The sequence below is a fragment of the Halobellus sp. LT62 genome, from assembly GCF_037031285.1.
Lineage (GTDB): Archaea > Halobacteriota > Halobacteria > Halobacteriales > Haloferacaceae > Haloquadratum > Haloquadratum salinisoli.
The window spans coordinates 320,650-339,003 of the sequence record NZ_JAYEZO010000001.1; the positions used below are offsets into that span (position 1 = coordinate 320,650).

The 18,354-nt window shown below is 68.8% G+C and carries 18 protein-coding genes; 16 read left to right on the forward strand and 2 right to left on the reverse strand.

The features are described from left to right. Window position 1 precedes the first annotated feature (1 nt). Entirely contained in the window at window positions 2–1,573 is a 1,572-nt protein-coding gene (locus U5919_RS01510; RefSeq protein WP_336021757.1) for a (R)-citramalate synthase, read from the forward strand. Window positions 1,574–1,621: 48 nt separating this feature from the next. Here U5919_RS01510 and U5919_RS01515 read toward each other — a convergent pair whose 3' ends face one another. Beyond that, entirely contained in the window at window positions 1,622–1,798 is a 177-nt protein-coding gene (locus U5919_RS01515) for a hypothetical protein (RefSeq protein ID WP_336021758.1), read from the reverse strand. 157 nt (window positions 1,799–1,955) lie between these two features. On the opposite strand from U5919_RS01515, the gene dcd reads away from it, so the two are divergent. From dcd to U5919_RS01555, 8 genes are all read left to right on the forward strand, one after another. Beyond that, complete coding sequence (gene dcd, locus U5919_RS01520; RefSeq protein WP_336021759.1) at window positions 1,956–2,588, forward strand: dCTP deaminase; 633 nt, start codon at window positions 1,956–1,958, stop codon at window positions 2,586–2,588. Beyond that, window positions 2,585–3,499, forward strand: coding sequence for a thiamine-phosphate synthase family protein (locus U5919_RS01525; protein WP_336021760.1), 915 nt, complete (start codon window positions 2,585–2,587; stop codon window positions 3,497–3,499). The genes dcd and U5919_RS01525 overlap by 4 nt, the downstream gene beginning before the upstream one ends. A 227-nt stretch (window positions 3,500–3,726) precedes the next feature. Further along, the gene (locus U5919_RS01530) at window positions 3,727–4,722 is read left to right on the forward strand and encodes a glutathione S-transferase family protein (RefSeq protein ID WP_336021761.1); all 996 of its coding nucleotides are present in this window, start codon (window positions 3,727–3,729) and stop codon (window positions 4,720–4,722) included. Window positions 4,723–4,860: 138 nt separating this feature from the next. Beyond that, window positions 4,861–5,565, forward strand: a complete 705-nt coding sequence (locus U5919_RS01535) for a cob(I)yrinic acid a,c-diamide adenosyltransferase (protein ID WP_336021762.1) — start codon at window positions 4,861–4,863, stop codon at window positions 5,563–5,565. Window positions 5,566–5,610: 45 nt separating this feature from the next. Beyond that, window positions 5,611–7,296 (forward strand): cobyric acid synthase, encoded by a 1,686-nt coding sequence (locus tag U5919_RS01540; RefSeq protein ID WP_336021763.1) that lies wholly within the window; start codon window positions 5,611–5,613, stop codon window positions 7,294–7,296. Between the two features lie 128 nt (window positions 7,297–7,424). After that, on the forward strand, window positions 7,425–8,198 hold the full coding sequence (locus tag U5919_RS01545) for a nucleotide-binding protein (RefSeq protein WP_336021764.1): 774 nt from the start codon (window positions 7,425–7,427) through the stop codon (window positions 8,196–8,198). Window positions 8,199–8,200: 2 nt separating this feature from the next. After that, entirely contained in the window at window positions 8,201–8,755 is a 555-nt protein-coding gene (locus U5919_RS01550; protein WP_336021765.1) for a DUF8054 family protein, read from the forward strand. 63 nt (window positions 8,756–8,818) lie between these two features. Beyond that, window positions 8,819–9,556 carry a DUF8116 family protein gene (locus tag U5919_RS01555; protein ID WP_336021766.1) on the forward strand — a complete coding sequence of 246 codons (738 nt, stop codon included), beginning with the start codon at window positions 8,819–8,821 and terminating at the stop codon, window positions 9,554–9,556. A 31-nt stretch (window positions 9,557–9,587) separates the two neighbouring features. Here U5919_RS01555 and U5919_RS01560 read toward each other — a convergent pair whose 3' ends face one another. Then, entirely contained in the window at window positions 9,588–10,637 is a 1,050-nt protein-coding gene (locus tag U5919_RS01560; protein ID WP_336021767.1) for a hypothetical protein, read from the reverse strand. Window positions 10,638–10,821: 184 nt separating this feature from the next. Between U5919_RS01560 and U5919_RS01565 the strand changes: the two genes are divergently transcribed. From U5919_RS01565 to U5919_RS01595, 7 genes are all read left to right on the forward strand, one after another. Next, on the forward strand, window positions 10,822–13,233 hold the full coding sequence (locus tag U5919_RS01565; RefSeq protein WP_336021768.1) for a type II/IV secretion system ATPase subunit: 2,412 nt from the start codon (window positions 10,822–10,824) through the stop codon (window positions 13,231–13,233). A gap of 68 nt (window positions 13,234–13,301) precedes the next feature. Then, window positions 13,302–15,233 carry a type II secretion system F family protein gene (locus U5919_RS01570; RefSeq protein ID WP_336023840.1) on the forward strand — a complete coding sequence of 644 codons (1,932 nt, stop codon included), beginning with the start codon at window positions 13,302–13,304 and terminating at the stop codon, window positions 15,231–15,233. Continuing rightward, window positions 15,230–15,985: a DUF7289 family protein gene (locus U5919_RS01575; RefSeq protein ID WP_336021769.1), complete on the forward strand. Its 756-nt coding sequence runs from the start codon at window positions 15,230–15,232 to the stop codon at window positions 15,983–15,985. Before U5919_RS01570 ends, U5919_RS01575 begins: the two co-directional genes overlap by 4 nt. After that, a complete protein-coding gene (locus tag U5919_RS01580) occupies window positions 15,982–16,608 on the forward strand; it encodes a DUF7266 family protein (protein ID WP_336021770.1) in 627 nt (208 codons plus the stop codon). Before U5919_RS01575 ends, U5919_RS01580 begins: the two co-directional genes overlap by 4 nt. Continuing rightward, window positions 16,605–17,330, forward strand: coding sequence for a DUF7263 family protein (locus tag U5919_RS01585; protein WP_336021771.1), 726 nt, complete (start codon window positions 16,605–16,607; stop codon window positions 17,328–17,330). The genes U5919_RS01580 and U5919_RS01585 overlap by 4 nt, the downstream gene beginning before the upstream one ends. Then, entirely contained in the window at window positions 17,323–17,766 is a 444-nt protein-coding gene (locus U5919_RS01590; protein ID WP_336021772.1) for a DUF7262 family protein, read from the forward strand. Before U5919_RS01585 ends, U5919_RS01590 begins: the two co-directional genes overlap by 8 nt. Continuing rightward, a complete protein-coding gene (locus U5919_RS01595; RefSeq protein WP_336021773.1) occupies window positions 17,763–18,341 on the forward strand; it encodes a DUF7261 family protein in 579 nt (192 codons plus the stop codon). Before U5919_RS01590 ends, U5919_RS01595 begins: the two co-directional genes overlap by 4 nt. The last annotated feature ends 13 nt before the right edge of the window (window positions 18,342–18,354 follow it).

Genomic DNA, 18,354 nt, shown 5'->3' on the forward strand with positions numbered 1-18,354 from the left:
CGTGGTCGATTTATTCGGGGGTAACCCCGACAACCCCCTAGCATCCACCGTGGATTCTGACAACTCTGTACAGCTACTAGATACGACGCTGCGCGACGGTGAGCAAGCGCCGGGTGTCTCGCTGACGCCCGACCAGAAGGCAGACATCGCGAGATCGCTCGACGCCGCGAACATCGAGTTCATCGAGGCCGGGAGTGCCTGCACCGGCGAGGGCGAGCGCGAGACTATCCGACAGGTCACCGCGCTCGACCTCGACGCGACGGTGACGAGCTTCGCTCGCGGCGTCCAGAAGGATGTCGACCTCGCGCTCGATTGCGACGTCGACGGCGTGACGATCGTCGTCCCCGCCAGCGACAAGCACATCGAGCGGAAGGTCGGGACGACGCACGACGAGGTCGTCGAGAACACTGGCGAACTCGTCGCCTACGCGAAGGACCACGGCCTCTGGGTCGAGGTCATCGGCGAGGACGGCTCGCGGGCCGACCTCGACTTCCTCGAACGCCTGATGCGCGAGGCGCTCGACGCCGGCGCGGACCGGTCGTGCTTCGCCGACACCGTCGGGCACGCGACGCCGGAGACGGCCTACGAGTACGTCTCGCGGCTCGCGGAGCTCGGACCGGTGTCGACGCACACCCACGACGACCTCGGACTGGGGATGACGAACGTCTGGGCCAGCCTCGCGGCCGGTGCGGACCTCGTCCACGGCACGATCAACGGCATCGGCGAGCGCGCGGGCAACGTCGCGCTCGAAGAGGTCGCCATCGCGCTCTCGCACGGCTACGGCGTCGAGACGGCCAAGCTCGAGGACCTCTACGACCTCGCACAGCAGGTCTCCCACGCCACGGGGGTCCCGCTGCCGCCGAACAAGGCGGTCGTCGGCGAGAACGCTTTCACGCACGAGAGCGGCATCCACACCGACGGGACGCTCAAGGACGACACGATGTACGAGCCGTATCCGCCCGAAATGGTGGGCCGAGAGCGACGGCTCGTCCTCGGCAAGCACGCCGGGCGCGCGGGCGTCCGCGCCGCGCTCGACGAGCACGACGTCGACGTCACTGAGGAGGAACTCGCCGCCGTCGTCGATCGCGTGAAGCGACTCGGCGACCGCGACAAACGCGTCACTGACGCCGATTTGCTCGCGATCGCCGAAGACGTACAGGGTCGCGAGCGCGACCGACACGTCGAACTGCTGGATCTCACCGCCGCCTCGGGCGGCGGGACCCCGACGGCCTCGGTCCGGCTCCGCATCGGCGACCGCGAACGCGTGGCCTCCGGCACCGGTAGCGGCCCGGTCGACGCCGCCATCAAGGCCGTCAAAGCCGCGCTCGGCTCCGACGCCGACGCGCAGTTAGAATCCTACCACGTCGACGCGATCACCGGCGGTACCGACGCCGTCGTCACCGTCGAAGTGGAGATGTCGAAGGGCGACCGGACGGTCACCGTGGCCACGTCGGACTCGGACATCACCCGCTGTAGCGTCGACGCGATGGTCGAAGCGCTCGACCGACTGCTCGGAGCCGAGGCCGTCGAACGCGACGCCCAACCCGAGGACGCGACGCTCGCGGACGACTGAGGCTCGCCTCCTCGTTTTTCGGTCGATGCGCAAAGGGCCCGCCCCGCTTCAGCGATCTTCGACGAGGTACGTCCAGCCGCCGCGCCGCTCGAATCTGACGTCACCGTCGGACGAGCGGGCCTCGGCGTACTCCGCGACCCGCGCGGTCGTGACGTCGGTCACGTCGATCCGCCGCGTCTCGGTGGTTCGATCCGTCGTCGATCGTTCGTGTGCCGTCGCGTGCATATCTCATCCAACGAGCCGAACCGGTATGTAAGCGAGCCTAGTAGAGTGAAAGTGAAAAGCGTACGACTGCGACGGGGGAGTCCGCTGAGCGGGCTGTGGATGCCGGGCGGGTCGTCGAGAGATGGCTTTACATCGTTCGGTCACGCTCTCCCGAACGATGATACTCTCGGACGACGACATCCTCGCTCGCCTCGAATCCGGCGACCTCGTCGTCGAACCCATCGACGACCTCGATATGCAGGTCCAGCCGGCGAGTCTGGACCTCCGGCTCGGCGAGGAGTTCTTGGAGTTCCAGCGGACGAACATCTCCTGCATCCATCCGAACAGGGAGTCTGAAGTCGACGAGTACGTGACCGAAACCCACGTTCCGGAAGGGGAGGAGTTCATCCTCCACCCCGGCGACTTCGTCCTCGGGACGACCAAAGAGCGCGTGGAGATCCCCGACGACCTACTGGCGACCGTCGAGGGGCGCTCCTCACTGGGCCGCCTCGCGGTCGTCATCCACGCGACGGCGGGCATCGTCGACCCGGGATACAAGGGCCAGATCACGCTCGAACTGTCGAACCTCGGCACCGCTCCTGTGGCACTCACGCCGGGGATGCGCGTCTCACAGCTGGTGTTCACGGAGCTCACACAGCCCGCGGCGCGGCCCTACGGCGTCGAGCGCGGTTCGAAGTACCAGAACCAAAAGGGACCGCAGGCGTCTCGAATCGGCGCGGATCCGGAGTTCGACGCGAAACGTACCGGCGGGACCGACGGAGCAGACGGCCGACGGGATACGGACGGATGAAGTTCATCGAGGAAGTCGTCGTCGAGGAGTTCCTTCCCACGTTTCGGTCGATGCTGGCGGAGGCGCTCCGCGAGCGGGGGCTGACGCAGCACGAGGTCGCGGAGGCGCTGGGAATCAGCCAGAGCGCCGTCTCGAAGTACGCCCACGGCGAGGTCGCCCGGCGCGAGGAAGTGCTCGGAGACGAGCGCGTCGTCGACCTCGTCGAGCGCGTCGCCGACGGCCTCGCGACGGGCGATATGACCCGCGTGCAGGCGCTCGTTGAGGCTGAGGTGCTCGTGCGGCGACTGGAGTCGGGCGACCTCCTGGCTCGCCTGCACGAGGAGGCGATGCCCGAACTCGCCGAGTACGACGGCTACGCGCGGATCCACGACCCCGAGAGCGGCCTCCGCACGAGCGAACAGGTCCGCTCGTCGCTTCGGCAGGCCCTCCGCCGACTCACGAACGCGAGCGGCTTCGCGGGCCTCATCCCGAACGTCGGCTCGAACCTCGTCGAGTGCCTTCCGGAAGCCGGCACCGTCGACGACGTCGCGGGCGTCCCCGGCCGCATCGTCGACGTCAAGGGACGCGCGACGGTCCCCGGCGATCCGGAGTTCGGCGTCAGCGAGCACGTCGCGAACGTCCTCCTCTCCGCCAGAAAAGGCGGTGCGGACGTCCGCGCTGCGCTCAACGTCCGCTACGACAAGCAACTCGTCGCGGATCTCGAAGCCGCCGGCTACGACGCGATCGAGTTCGACCCCGACGCCCCGACCGACCCGATCCGCGAGGCGGTCGCCTCGCGCGACGCCGACAACCTCTCTCCGACGTTCGTCTGCTATCAGACCGGCGGCTTCGGCATCGAACCGATAACGTACGTGCTCGGTCCCGACGCCGACAGCGTCGTCACCGCGGTCAAAACGCTGCTCGGACGCTGAGTGCCGACTATCGGTCGGCCCCGCGAGCATCGGCAGCCAACCGTCTCATCCCGCGCCGCGCTCGTGCGCAGCCGACGAAAGACGGCGAAACGATTTATCCGCGTCGGCTCCCAAGTGAGACCGATGACCCCGCGAACGCGCAGCGACGCCACAAGGGCGATGGCACCGAGGGCGAACGCACCGACGACCCCGTCGACACCGGCGACCGCCCATCGAGGTGTGAGCCGATGAATATGCTCGTCGACGGCGAGTGGCGGACCGACGCCTACGAGGCGACCAACGAGGACGGCGAGTTCGACCGAGACGAGACGTCGTTCCGAAACTGGATCCAAGACGACCCCGATGCCGAGTTCCCCGCGGAACCGGGTCGCTATCACGTCTACATCTCGCGGGCGTGCCCGTGGGCCCACCGGGTCGCGATGACGCGTCGGCTGCAGGGCCTCACGGAGGACATCTCCCTGTCGATCGTCGAGCCCGTGCGCATCGACGACGGCTGGGAGTTCTCCGAGGAGTACCCCGACCCGCTCTACGGCGAGGAATTCCTCCGCGACGTCTACACCCGTGCGGACCCCGAGTTCACGGGTCGTGTGACGGTTCCGGTGCTGTGGGACACAGAGAAAGAGACGATCGTCAACAACGAGTCTGCGGAAATAATGCGGATGCTCGTCACCGAGTTCGACGACGAAAACGACGTCGACCTGCTGCCCGAGGGACGCGTCGAGGAAATCGACGGGCTCATCGACGACATCTACGAGTCGATCAACAACGGCGTCTACCGCGCCGGATTCGCCGATTCCCAAGACGCCTACGAGGAGGCCATCGAGGACCTCTTCGGCGCGCTCGACCGCTGGGAGGACGTCCTCGAAGACCAGCGGTTCCTCGCCGGCGACGTCTTCACCGAGGCTGACGTAGCGATGTTCGCGACGCTCGTCCGTTTCGATCACGTCTACCACACCCACTTCAAGTGCAACCGCCGGGCGATCCACGAGTACCCGAACCTCTGGAACTACACCAAGGAGGTGTACCAGCTGGGCGACATCGCCGAGACGGTGAACATCGACCACATCACGCGGCATTACTACATGAGCCACGGCGACATCAACCCCAAGCGACTCGTGCCGACCGGCCCCGACATCGACTTCTCCGCGCCGCACAACCGCGACCGGCTTCCGTCCGACCTCCCCGACGCGCTGCGAAGCGGCGCGGCCGTCGCCGACGACTGAACCGCGCTTCGGCGTCGTTTTCGACTGAATCACGCTCTGGCGTGGCTTTCGGCTGAACGCCACTTCCGGTGTCGCGTTCGAACACACTCGGTTGCACGTCCCGTCGCCTTCTTGGTCACCCGTGCCGACCGCTCAGCTATGACCGACGGCGACGACACGACCGCACAGACACCCGCCGAGACCCGCCGATCGACGCCCGGCGGCGGCGTCCGGCCGAGCGCGACCGACGTCGAGCCGAGCGCGCCCGAGGAGTTCGGACTGGTGCAGGCGTGGTGGGGCGACGGCAAGGGCAAGACCACCGCAGCGCTCGGGATGGCGTTCCGCGCGGCGGGACACGGCTATCGCGTGCACCTCCTCCAGTTTATGAAGGGCGGCGCAGACTCCGTCGAGAGCGTCCGCGGCGAGTACAACGCCATCGCGGCCGTTCCCGGAATTTCCTACGAGAACACCGGCCATTACGGCTGGCACGGTCTGCTGGACGGCTCCGACGAGGACGAACACCTCGCGAAGGCCCGCGGCGCGCTCGCCCGAGCCGACGCACTCATCGAGGCCGCGGGCGACGCCGATCTGACCCAACCGCTCGATCTCGACGACGAACCCGAGGCGGGCGTTCACCTTCTCGTCCTCGACGAGATCCTCTACGCCGTCGATAAGGGCCTCCTCGACGAATCGGACGTGCTCGATCTGATCGACGCGAAGCCCGAAAACCTCGAACTCGTGCTGACGGGCAGCCACACCCACCCCGAATATCTCCGCGACGCGGCCGACCTCGTGACCGAGGTACGGAAGGTGAAACACCCCTTCGACGCGGGAATCCGGGCGCGGAAGGGGACCGAGTACTGATGCGCGCAGTCGTCGAATACGTGCGCGCTCCAATTTTCAGTGTCGATGACCGCTGAGACGATACTCGTCGCGGGCACCGCGAGTCACGTCGGTAAGAGCACCGTCGCCGCCGGGCTCTGTCGCCGCCTCAACGACGCCGGCGTTGACGTCGCACCGTTCAAGGCGCAGAATATGAGCAACGAGGCGCGAGCGGTCGTGCAGCCGAGCGCCGCTCGGGGGGCGGCGGTGACAACGTCAGCCGACTCCGACGACTTCGACGACCCGGCGTTCGGCGAGATCGGCGTCTCCCAGTACGTTCAGGCCCGCGCAGCCGGCGTCCGGCCGACGACCGACCACAACCCGGTGCTCCTGAAACCCCGCGGGAGCGAAGAGTCGCAGCTCGTCGTCGACGGCGTCGCCGTCGGGCATTACGCCGCGGGCGACTACTACGCCGAGCACTGGGATGACGCGAGGCGCGCCGCCGAGGCAGCGCACCGGCGGCTTGCCGCCGCACACGACGTCGTCGTCGCCGAGGGGGCCGGATCCATCGCCGAGATCAACTTCCACGAGCGCGATCTCGCGAACGTCGAGACGGCCCGCTTCGCGGACGCGCGGATCCTCCTAGTCGCCGACATCGAACGCGGCGGCGTCTTCGCATCGATTCTGGGAACGCTCGAACTGCTCCCCAACGACGTCCGCGAGCGGGTCGTCGGCGTCGCGATCAGTAAGTTCCGCGGGGACCGCTCGCTGTTGGAACCCGGGATCGAGGAGATCGAATCGCGGACCGGCGTCCCCGTGCTCGCGGTGCTGCCGTACGACGATCCCGGCCTCCCCGAGGAGGACAGTGTCTCGCTGCCCGCGGCGGGCGAGCGCGAGATCCGGGGAACCGAGGACGGTATCGACGAGGCGCACGCCGTCACGGTCGCGGTTCCGCGACTCCCGCGGGCCTCCAACACCGCCGACGTCGACCCGCTCGTCGACGTGCCCGGCGTCCGCGTGGCGTTCGTTCCCCTCGATGCACCCTTCGACGACGCCGACGCGGTCGTCCTCACCGGGACGAAGAACAGCGTCGACGACCTGCGGGCCGTCCGCGAGACGGGCTTACACGAACGCCTTCGCGGATTCGACGGCCCGATCGTCGGCCTCTGCGGCGGCTATCAACTGCTCGGTGAACGTCTCGTCGATGTCGACGTCGAGGGCGTCGGTGAGAGCGTCGACGACGTCGTGAGCGACGGCGTCGCCGAGGCTACCGACGAGCGCGTCGACGAGAGCCCGACGCGTTCCGGAATCGCCCTGCTTCCGGTCGAGACCGCCTTCTCGCGTCGGAAGCGCGTCGCGCCGGTCGAGTGGCGATTCGACGGGACAGGACCGCTCGCTGGCGCGTCAGGGCGAGTCGAGGGCTACGAGATTCACGCGGGCGAGACGCACCCCGCGGGCGCGGCCAGACGCGATCATCCTGTCGACGCCCAAGCCTCCGATTCGGTCGAGACGCCCTTCTCGGCTCCGGACCGTGATCCACTGACGCTCGGTGCGGCGCGGGGGAACGTCCTCGGAACGTATCTCCACGGCCTCTTCGAGAACGACGCGCCGCGCGAGGCGTTCGTCGATCGCGTGTACGAGCAGGCGGGCGTGTCGCGACCGACGATCGTAGCTGACACGGCGTCGCACACCGGTTCCGACCCCTACGCCGACGCCGCGGCGCTCGTCGAGTCACTCCCGCTCGACGTCCTGTGTCCGACCCACGCGCCCTGAGTCGCCGTCCACCCACACGCCCTGAGTCGCCGTCCACCCACACGCCGTGACCCAATTTCACCGACCGAGAGAATCACGCCCGAGAATCGGACTCGAAGACTTTTGAGGGGGTACCGCGACTCTCGGGTATGGTCGAGGCGTTCGCCGTCGCGAGCGGCAAGGGCGGCACCGGGAAGACGACGAGCACGCTGGCGCTCGGGATGGCGCTCGCCGAGCGGTACGACGTCACCGTCATCGACGCCGACACCGGGATGGCGAATCTCCTCTTTCACGCGGGACTCGACGACGCGGACGTCACGCTACACGACCTGCTGGTCGACGAGCGCGAGGTCCCGGTCGCCGACGCGGTGTACGACCGTTTCGGGATGTCCGTCGTTCCGTGCGGGACGAGCCTCGCGGCGTTCGAGGCGGCCGATCCGGGCAGACTCAGGGACGTCGTCGCCGAACTCGCCGCCGACGCCGACGTTCTCCTGTTGGACTCGCCCGCGGCGCTCGGCTCGAAGAGCGCCGTGCTCCCCGTCGTGCTCGCCGACCGCGTCGTGGTCGTGTTGCAGCCGACGGTTCCCTCGCTGTCGGACGGGCTGAAAGTCCAAGAGTACGCACGCTCGTACGGCTCCGAGACGGCCGGCGTGCTGTTCAACCGCGTGCGCCCCGACGAGGACGTCGAGGCGATCGGCGAGCAGGCGGCGCGGTACTTCGGCGGGACGACGCTCGCGAGCGTGCCCGAGAGCGACGCGGTTCGGGCGGCGCGGCGGGCGGGCGAACCCCTGCTCGCGCACGCGCCCCGCGATCCGGCGGCGGACGCGTTCCACGAGGCGGCGTCGAACTTAGAGGTTCGGACCGGCGACGCGGGCGACGTCGCGGACCGCTTCCGGAGCGCCGTCGTTCCCGACCGGCCCTGACGATGGTCGTCGACGGCCACATCCCCGAGGGCGAACTGGTTCGCTCCCGCACCGACGCCGACGTCGGCGATACGCTCGCCGGGGTGCTCGACCGCGAACTCACCGGTTACGTCGTCTTCGAGCCGCAGGATTCGATCCTCCTCGGCGACGACGAGCGCGCGGTGCTCACGTTCGACTCCGGAATCCCTGTTCTCGCGTATCACCCCGCGAGCGACACCGGCGGCGACGACGCGCTCGACGCCCTCTCCGGAAGCCTGTTCCACGCCGCGCTGTACGAACTCCCGCCCGACGCGCTGGAGTCGGCGCACACCGTCGAGGACCTCCGAGTCGATCCCACCGCACCGGCGAGACGCCTCGCCGACGACGCGACGCTCGCGGATCGAACGCGTGAGGTCGCTCCCGAGGATCGACTCGTCGACGAGCGCGACGCGAGCGCCGTCGCCGATTTTCTCGCGGACGCCGAGCGGATCGAGGAGATCAAAACCGACGCGCGAGCGGAGGCGCAGGCCCGCGCTGCCGAGTGGGGCCTGCGCGGGCAACTCGACGAGAGAGAGTAACCGAGGCGACGGTCGGTCGCGGGATACGAGACGATATATACGATCGGGGGGCCTACGGAGAGTGTGAGCGTCTTTTCGCTGCTTCGCGCGCGAACGCCCGCGGACTTCGCCGACTGGTTCGAACCGGGCGGCGCGTACCTCCTGCGGGTCGCAGAGGGGATGGGACTGCACACCGGCGACCTCTCGGGCGTCATCGACGAGGCCGAGACCGCGATGCGCGCGGATCGGACGGGGGCCGACGTCGCGCCTGCGGTGAACCGGCTGATCGCGGCGGATCTCTACGCCGACGCGGCCTTCGGCCTCCCGTTTCTCGAATGGACGCCCGTCTGGTACGAACTGCCGCTGACGCTCCCGACGGCGTACGCCGACTGGCGGCTCCGACGCGTCGCCGATCAGTACGCCGCAGCGATCGACTACCTCTCGGTGCCGCGGTTCAGCCGCCCACAGGACGTCGTCTCACGCGGTGCGCCGGCCGTCGAGTCGGTGTCGAGTTTCGCCGACCGGTTCGCCTTCGCCGATGCGATCTTGCACTTGGAGTGGTTCGACTACGTCGCGACCGAGGCCGGGATCGACGTGCCGCCGGGGCTGATCGAGGAGGCGCGGTCGCAGACGGTCGGCTACTACGTCGGCGAACTGGAGATGAACGACTTGGATCCCTCGGTGCGACGCCTCCAGTATCTGCTTTTCACCGACGACGAGTGGGTCCGCGCCGTCGACGAGGCGTACGGACTCGGCAGTTCGCTCTTTTCGGTCTGGGAGCGCGTGTGTCGCCGCGAGCGCGACCGGTTCGGTGGTGTGTAACTGATCGGACTTCCACTCGGCGGCCCGACCGCTACTTGAGACCGCGGCTCGCCAAGTGGTATCTGAGGACGTCTTTCGTCCCCGCGACGAACTGGTCCATATCGACGGCGTCGACGCGGTCGCTCAGAGAGACGAGCCGGCGATACTCCTCGTTCCACTCGTCGAGCAGTTCCCTCTCGATGTCGGCGGCGCGGATCCGATCGATCGACTCCTCGACGTCGGCGACAGCCTCGTTTTCCCGACGGGTGAACTGGTCGGCGTCGACGAGGCCTCCTTCGAGGGCGGCGACGACGACGCCGGAACTGACATCGCCCTCGCGTAGTTCGCGCTCCCACGTGCTGAGCCAGTTTCCGATTCGCGCCATCCGCTGTGCGGGGTCGACGACCGCGCGGAGCGCGTCGAGTTCGCCGGTGTAATCCACCGACGCGTGCATCAGATCGATATCGAGGTAACTGTTCATCCCCATATTGTGGACTTCGTAGTGGCGCAGGTCCGTCGCCGTCGCCAGATCCGGACGGTCGATGACGAGCGCGCTGTACTCTATCGCCGTGGTGATCTGCCGGACATCGAACCGAAAGAGCGGCGCGTACCGATCGAACGAGGGGCTCCGTTCGAGCCGATCGAGAAGCGTCTCCCACACCGACCGCGCGAACGCGACGTACGCCTCGTTTATCGCCCCGTCGACGGACTCATTGACTGATGAATCCGGTCGCGGCGTCCCGACCGGTCCGCCGCCGATGCCGGAACGGACGAGCTCACAGACCACCTCGAACGTCTCGTAGTCGGACTGGCTCTCGAGAAGATCGTCGAGAACCGTGATAAAGAGAACGAGTATCGTCTTGTCCGTCGCGACCGTCTCGCGACGGTCGTTGTCGACGACGGGCACGGTGTTTTTCGGTGCGAGGCGGTGTACCCACCGCCACATAAACCACGGACGCGCGCCGTCGAGCGATTGGTACTCCGCGACGAGTTCGCGAAGGACCGGCGGCAGTTCGTGGTCGCGCACCGATTCGAGGAGAGCGACCGCACGGTCACCGTCGACGGATTCGGCGACACTCTGGGCGGGGTCTCTGAGTGTCACGCGTGAGAGTGATCGTTCTCATACCTAAGCGATGTGGTAGCGACAATCGATTCCGATGAGTCGGCTTCCATCGAAACCCGCCGCTGTCCACTAGTTATCGGTTCAGATAACTCCCGTGAGAATTTAAATAGGAATACGAGGGAACCAACGGTATGACTGACCGACCGCTCTCCGGGGACCGGTGATGAATTCGGAGACGAAGCAGGCCGGAGCCGGATCCGAGGTACCGACGGTTCCGAGCCCCGAACCGCCCGACAGTCCGAACGCGTGGTACGCCCCGGCGATCCGCGCGCAGTACGAGGTGACGCCCGGAGTGGTGACGACGATCGCGGACGTCAGCGACGGCGTCGGATTCTCTTATCACGTTCGAGAACCGGCAGTGGACGCGGCCGCAGAGCGCGCGTTGGCGTCGGTGACGGCGTACTTTTCGAGCGTCGAGATCCGGCGACCGCTGACCCGGCAGGGGGCCGCAGCGCACGCGGCGGCCGGAATGCCGGCAAAGTACGAGCGCGTGCTCGATCGGCTGTTGGACGTCGCACCGGCCGCCCGGCGTCGCATCGAGTACTACGCGATGTGCGAACTGCGACTGCTCGGTTCCGTGACGCCGATCGCGCTGGACGACCGCGTCGACGTCGTCGACGTCGAGGGCGAGACCGACGGCTCGCTCGTCGTGCACACCGAGAACTACGCGCCCGCGGTCACGGACTTTCGCGCGGACGCGGACTTCGCCACGCGGGTCGCGGGCGAGCGCCTCCGAGACTACACGGTCTCGTTCGCCGGGTTCGACGTGAGCGTGGTCGTCCATCGGGACCGGCTCCTCGGCGACGACCGCTTCGACGCCAAGTACGCCGTGCTCGAACCCGACCTGCTGCCGGGCGACGAGGAGCTGATCGCCGAGTGCAAAGAGCGGATCTGGGAGGCGAACGTCGAGGAGGTTGTCGACGACCGGACCGCGTTCATCCGCGAGCGGGCGCGTGGCTTTCTCTCGCGGCGACTCACCGCGCGCAACACCCGAGCGTGGTTGGAAGCGACCCGGTATCGCCTCCGCGGCGCGCTCTCGTCGTACGGCGTCGGCGTCCCGCCGGTCGACCGGCGCTACGCGCAGGCCCGCCTCGACGACCTCGTGTACTACGTCCTCAGAGATTACGTCGGCGAGGGCGTCCTCACGATTCCGATCCGCGATCCGCACCTCGAAGACATCGAGGCCAACCGGGTCGGCGAGCGGGTGAAAGTCGTTCCGCGCGCTGACGTCGTCCGCGCGGGCGAACGCGTCCCGACGAATCTCACCTTCGCCGATGAGACGAGCTTCGTCAACGTGGTCACCCAACTCGCCGCCGCCGACGGCGTCGAACTCAGCGCGAGTCAGCCGTCGGCGAAGGTGAACCTCCGCCCGGAGGGCGTCGCGCCCGACGCCTCGGGCCACGGCGAGACCATCCGCTGCGCCGTCGCCCTGCCCGTCATCTCCGAGGACGGCCCGCACGTCTCGATCCGCAAGCAGGCGTCGTCGCCGCTGACGCCGATCGACCTCGTCGAGTTCGGTTCGATTCCGACCGAACTGGTGACGCTCCTGTGGCTGCTGTACGAACACCACCGCGTCGTGCTGTTTTCGGGACCGACGGGCGCGGGCAAGACGACCCTGATGAACGCGCATATGCCGTTTATTCCCTACGACCACCGTCCGATCAGCATCGACGAGGGGTCCCGGGAGGTGTATCTCCCCCACGAAACGGGCGTCTCGCTGACGACGCGCGAGCACGAGAACGAGTACAAACGGGTGTCGATGGCGGATCTGATGACCGAGGCCAACTACCTGAACCCCGACGTCGAGGTGATCGCCGAGGTCAACACGCCCGAGTCGTTCGAAACCTTTGCAGAAGTGCTCAACACCGGCCACGGCGTCGTCGGCACGACGCACGCCGAGGACGTCGAGACGCTCGTCAATCGGGTCGTCGAGCAGGGTCTCCCGGTCTACCTCCTGCGCGAACTCGATTTGGTCGTCTTCCCCCGGCGGGTCGACGGTGAGCGCTACGTCGGCTCCGCGGTCGAACTGCTCACCGAAGCAGAGTACGAGGAGCTTCCGGCGTCCGCGCGAACGGGCGTCGTCGAGAAGAACGGAACGACGCTGTACTACAACACGCTGCTGTGGCGCGAGACGGACGGGTCGTTCGCGATGGCGTACGATCACCCACAACTCGGTGGGGAACACGCCGCGACCGAGGGGGAGACGCACCGGAGCGCCCTCCGCGTCTTCCACCGGATCGCCGCGGCGACGGACCGCGATGTCGACGACATCGAGCGGGAGTTCCGCCGCAAGCGCGGCTACGTCGAATACCTCCTCAGAGAGGGCGAACGCGACGTCGACCGGCTGTTCGGATTCCTCTCCGATCTTCGGACCGACGAGGCGGCGACCGTCGAGCGCGTTCGTCGGCAGCACGCCCACCGGGCAGATGGGGGCGTCGATCGCGACGGCGACACCGGAGCGGATAATGGAAACGACGACGCCGAAGCGGATAGCGAAAGCGACGACGCCGAAACAAATGGCGGAAACGAGTCTGCCGACGCGAACGACGAAACCGGCGGGAGCGCCGTCCGGTGAGCGGCGAGGACGTCGCGGAGCCCGCACAGCCGGGAGCGACCCGCTCGTCGCCGGCGGGCGAGGAACCGATCTCATCCGATCCGTCGCGCGCCGAGCGCTCGCTGGGCCCGTTCGACCGCGCCGCGTACGCGCTCTTCGCCAGCCGCGCGGACTCGCGTCGGCACGAGCGCGACCGACGCGCCTACCGCGGCACCAACCTCGCGGTCGCGTTCGATCTCTACGTCGCCCGCGTGTACGCGCTCTCGCTGCTGCTCGCGGCGCTCGCCGCCGGTGGCGTCGTCGCCGTCGGCTCGGCCCTCCCCGCGGGCGTCGTCGAGTCCGGGGTGGCGACGCTCCTCGAACGCGCGGCCCGGATCGGCGGTCGCGACGTCGGCAGCGGAGTCGCCGCCGACGCGGTCTCGCTCTCGGGGCGACAGCTCACTCTGCTGGTCGGCACGTCTGCGCTCCTCGTCGCGACCGGCGTCCAACTCGCCGTCGTCTACGCCGGCGGCCGATACCTCCGCTGGCTCACCGCCGCGCGCCGCGCGAACATCGGGCGAACGCTTCCGAGCGCGGTCCGCTACCTGAACGTCCTCGCGTCGGGCAGCGACGGCCGCCGCGCGATGCTCCGGCGCGTCGCCGACACCGACGCCTACGGCGAGACGGCCGTCGCGCTCCGCAAAGCGCTCAACACCGCCGCGATGACGGGCAACGTCGACGAGGGGTTGCGACGGGTCGCCAGAGACACGCCCGCCCAAGACAGTCTCGCGCCATTCCTGCTGAAGTTCCGCGAACACGCCGATCAGGGCTCGGACTCGCTCAGAGAGTACCTCTCGATGGAGAGTCGGATGCTCAGACACCAGCAGGACCGGGACCGACAACGCGCGGAGGGATTTCTCGAACTCCTCGCGGAACTGTTCGTCGTCCTGCTCGTGCTCCCGGCGCTGCTCGTGATCGTCCTCACGGTGATGAGCATCATCTCGCCGGGGCTCTCCGCGCCGGTTCGGACGCCGCTGGGTTCGGTGACGCTTCGTGCGCTGGCCGTTTACGGGAGCGCCGGATTCATTCTCGCGGTCGGGCTCGCGACCGCCGCGCTCGTCTCGCGGCTCCGACCGCCGGACCAACACGTCGTCTATCGGCGACCCGCGAGCGCGCTCGGGACGCTGCGGACGGCCACGCGGAACCCCGCCAGCGCGGCCGCCGCGTTCGCGCCCCTCGGCATCGCCGGGTTCGTCGCGTCAGTGAGTCTCGGCGTCGACACGGTGGTCTCGCTTTTGGTCGGCTACGTCGGGTTCTCGATCCCCGTCGGACTGGTCGCAGTCCGCCGCGCCCGCCTCGACGACGCGAAGGACCACGAGCTGAAGGACTTCGTCCACGCCGTCTCCGGGCACGTCAACCTCGGCCGCCCGTTCTCGGCGGCGGTCGACCACGTCGCCCGCGACGTCGACCTCGGGGCGCTGAACCCCGACGTCGCCGATCTCGCGCTGAACCTTCAGCTCACGACGCCGACGGTGGACGTCGAGACTGATCTGCGGACCGCTGCGCTCGATCGCTTCGTCGAGCGGGTGGGGACGCCGATGGCCGAGCAGACCGTCGGGCTGGTGATCGGCGCGCTCGACGCGGGCAGCGACACGGCGGTCGTCTTCGAGACGCTGCAGGGCGAGGTCGGTCGCCTCTACCACGAGAAGCGGGCGCTCCGCTCGGGGATGTTGGTCTACGTCGCCGTCGGCTGGACGACCGCCCTCCTCGTCATCGGCATCAGCGCCGCCACGAGTGCCAACGTCTTCGCGGGGTTCGATCGACTCGCGACGATGTCCGAACTCTCCGGCGTCGCGGTCGATCCCGGGGCGGTCGACCTCGCGCGCGATCAGTACCGTGTTTACGTCACGACGCAGGCGACGATGCTCGCCTCCGGGTGGTTCGCGGGCGTCGCCAGCCGCGGGCAGTACGAGGCGCTGTTGCACTCGGGCTGTCTCGTCGCCGTCTGTCACGTCGTTTTCACGGGGATGGGATTGGTATGACCGGCGCTGGCAAGGCCACGGCCCCTGCGACGATTTCCGGGGACCGCGCACAGACCGCGGTCGTCGGCGTCGCGATACTGCTCGGCCTCACCGTCCTCGCGGTCGGCGGGTTGACGGCGACCGCCGGCTCGATCGTCGAGGACGGTGCCGCCTCCGCGTCGGCGACCCGCGTGAGCGACGACCTCGAAACCGCGCTCGCGCCGGGCGGCGGCGAGCGGGAGACGACCGTCGAACTGGCGACCGGCACGGTTTCAGTCGTGAACCGGACAGTGTGGCTCTTGGACGACGACGGGGTCGTCTGGGCGGGCCACGCCGGGGCGATCACCTATGCCGACGGCGAGCACCGCGTCACGGGCTTTGCCGGTGCCGTCGTGCGGAGCGACGAGCGCCGCAGCCGCGTGGTCGCGCCGAGTCGGATCGCCCCGGCCGACGGGGCGTTGTACGTTGGCGTCCCGGTGTTGAACGCGAGCGGGGCCGACGGCATCGCCACCGGCGACCACCGGCTCGCGGTGACGCTCCGAACCGACGCCGAGACCGACCGCCGGCGACTTCCGGCGGCGGAGTACCGCGTCGGCGTCGAGACGACGACGCCGGCCGTCTGGGAACGTCACTTCCGCGAGCGCGGAGCCACCACGACCCGGCGGGACTTCGACGGCGACGGCGTCCCGAGCGTCGTGGCGTCGTTCGAGGGCGAGCGCGAGGTGCACCTCGTCGTACACGACGTCCGACTCGACGTGGCGGTGGGTCGATGAAAGAGCCCGATTTCGGATCGACGGCCCGGAACCGAACTGGATCGACGGCTCCCGCCGACCGCGGCCTCTCTCCCGTCGTCGGCAAGACGCTCGAACTCGGCGTCGGCGTGCTGTTCGTCGCGCTGTTGACGACGACGTTGTTCGGCGGCCTCGCGCCCGAGTACCGCGACGCGGTCGGTGCCGAGCTCGGCGACCGCGCGCTCGTCGCCGCCGCGGAGCGAGCGGAGACTGCGGTCCCCGACGGCGACCTCGTCGGTCGGGTTGCTGCGGCCGGGGTCGAAGCCCCCATCGTCGAGCGTCGTATCGCGCTCCGGCTCCCGGAAACGATCCGCGAAGATTCCTACCGGATCGTCGCCGAATCGACGAAGGATGAGTCCACCGCAACTGCTTCGTCGCCGAGCGAATCGACGCTGGCGCTCGTCCATCCCGACCCGCGGATCGGTGGTCGTATCCGCCTCGCGGTCCCGGCATCAGCGACGGTAACGGGGTCGATTTCCAGCGAGTCGGCGTCTGCGATTCTCGTCTACGGGGATGTCGACGGTCTCGTCGTGCGACTCGTCGACGAGGGAGAGTTCGTTACCGCCGGTCCGGAGTCGGTGGCTCAACGGGGGACGACGCGGTGAATCCGCTCGGACTCGGGAGCGGCGAGTCCGTGAACGCTCGCGCGCAGGCGAACCTCGTCGGTTTCGCCGTGGCGATCCTCGTCGTGACGACGGTGACAGTCGCCGGCGGTGCGCTCGCGAACGACGCGCTGATCGACGCAGACCGCCACCCTGCGACCGCCCACGCGGCCGAACGCCTCGCCGAGCACCTCGTCGACGCCGACGCGACCCACACGCGCGCCGAGAACGACCTCGATCAGTCCGCCGTCTCGAATCTCACCGCCGCCGACCTCGACGAGGCGGTCCCGCCCGTTCGGGGTCGGCCGATTCGCGTCACGCTCGGCGGCGACGTCCTCGTCGAGCGGGGGAGCGCAGACAGCGACGCCGGTGGGGAATCGGTCGTCGTCGAGCGCCGCGTGCTGGTGACGCGGGACGTCCCGCGAACGGAACAGGTCGCACTCGACGAAGCGAGGAGAGTCGTCGTTCTCGACGACCACGACGGGCGACTGGTGATAGACGTCGATTCGAGCGGCCCGCACAACGTGCGAACCATTATCGCGGGCGGGCGGGTCGTGCTTCACGAACCATCGGGGCTCGACGGCCGGTATGCGGTCGCCGTCCCGCGACAGTATCCCCTCCGCGTCGCCTTCGAGTCCGGCGGCTACGGGGGCGGGACGGCGACCGTCGACTGGACCGCTCGAAACGCGAGCGCCGAGCGGGTGGAGGTGAGGGTCGGTGGGTGAGCGGCACCGCGGAGGACCGACTCGCCGGCGGGGCGAGCGGGCGCAGCTCGCAACCTCGTTGGTCGAGGCGACCGTCGGGGCGCTGTTGATCCTCTCGGTCGTCGCGGGGTTCGTCTGGGTGCCCGCGGACGCGACGCAGTCGGCGACGGAACTGGACCGAATCGCGGGTGACGCGCTCGCGATGCTGGACGCGGAACCGCCCGAGAGCGACGGCCACAGCCGACTCACCGCAGCCTGCCGGTCGCCGGACTCCTTCGCGGTGGAGCGCGAGGCGCTCGGAAATCGGCTCGACGCCGCGCTGCCGACCGGCGTCTTCGGGCAGATCGAGACGCCGCACGGGGCGGCCGGATCGCCGCCACCGAACGGCGTTCCGAGCGGCGAAGCGACGCTGTCGACGGCGCGCTGCACCGTCACGCTCCGGGTGTGGTACGTGTGAGTCGCGGTATTCGGTCCGACGAGGCGCGAACCGACCGCGCGCAAGTCGTCCTCGTCGCCGCCGCGGTCGTCGCGGTCGCGTTCCTCACGATGACGCTCGCGTACGCCCAACTCGGGTACGACGGCGACAGAACCGGCGCGGGCGCGGTCGAAATCGCCTCGATCGACGACGTCGAACGAAGCATCGAAGCATCGTTCCGTGCGTCGGTTCGCGACGAGGCTACCACCGACCGTGACTCGGTGCGGGGCGATCGCGATTCGGCGTGGCGTGATCGCGACACCGTCGTTCGGCGAATTCGAGCGGACGTCGCGGGAGACCTCGACCGGTTGGAAGGAGTTCACGCCGAGGCCGATCGCTCGCTCGTCGTGTCGTTCGACGATGCGGCCGCGAGCGCGTGGAGCGAGGCGAACTGTCCGGACGGTCGCGGGCGGGCGTTCGGACCGTGTCAGTCGATCGACGGCGTCGTCGTTCAGCAGCGGGCGGGCGAGTTCACGCCCGTCGCGGCCGCGTTTCGGATCCGCGTCGTCTCTCCCGCGGAGTCGACGACGGCGACGGTCGTCGTCTCGGCGGTGTGATCCGCTTCGACCC

Bases quoted from the DNA above. Each gene is read 5' to 3' on its own strand.
- U5919_RS01575 (WP_336021769.1), top strand. From the start codon at position 15,230: ATGACCGGCGCTGGCAAGGCCACGGCCCCTGCGACGATTTCCGGGGAC.
- U5919_RS01545 (WP_336021764.1), top strand. From the start codon at position 7,425: ATGGTCGAGGCGTTCGCCGTCGCGAGCGGCAAGGGCGGCACCGGGAAG.
- U5919_RS01525 (WP_336021760.1), top strand. From the start codon at position 2,585: ATGAAGTTCATCGAGGAAGTCGTCGTCGAGGAGTTCCTTCCCACGTTT.
- U5919_RS01580 (WP_336021770.1), top strand. From the start codon at position 15,982: ATGAAAGAGCCCGATTTCGGATCGACGGCCCGGAACCGAACTGGATCG.
- U5919_RS01540 (WP_336021763.1), top strand. From the start codon at position 5,611: ATGACCGCTGAGACGATACTCGTCGCGGGCACCGCGAGTCACGTCGGT.
- U5919_RS01530 (WP_336021761.1), top strand. From the start codon at position 3,727: ATGAATATGCTCGTCGACGGCGAGTGGCGGACCGACGCCTACGAGGCG.
- U5919_RS01550 (WP_336021765.1), top strand. From the start codon at position 8,201: ATGGTCGTCGACGGCCACATCCCCGAGGGCGAACTGGTTCGCTCCCGC.
- dcd (WP_336021759.1), top strand. From the start codon at position 1,956: ATGATACTCTCGGACGACGACATCCTCGCTCGCCTCGAATCCGGCGAC.
- U5919_RS01565 (WP_336021768.1), top strand. From the start codon at position 10,822: ATGAATTCGGAGACGAAGCAGGCCGGAGCCGGATCCGAGGTACCGACG.
- U5919_RS01515 (WP_336021758.1), bottom strand. From the start codon at position 1,798: ATGCACGCGACGGCACACGAACGATCGACGACGGATCGAACCACCGAG.
- U5919_RS01535 (WP_336021762.1), top strand. From the start codon at position 4,861: ATGACCGACGGCGACGACACGACCGCACAGACACCCGCCGAGACCCGC.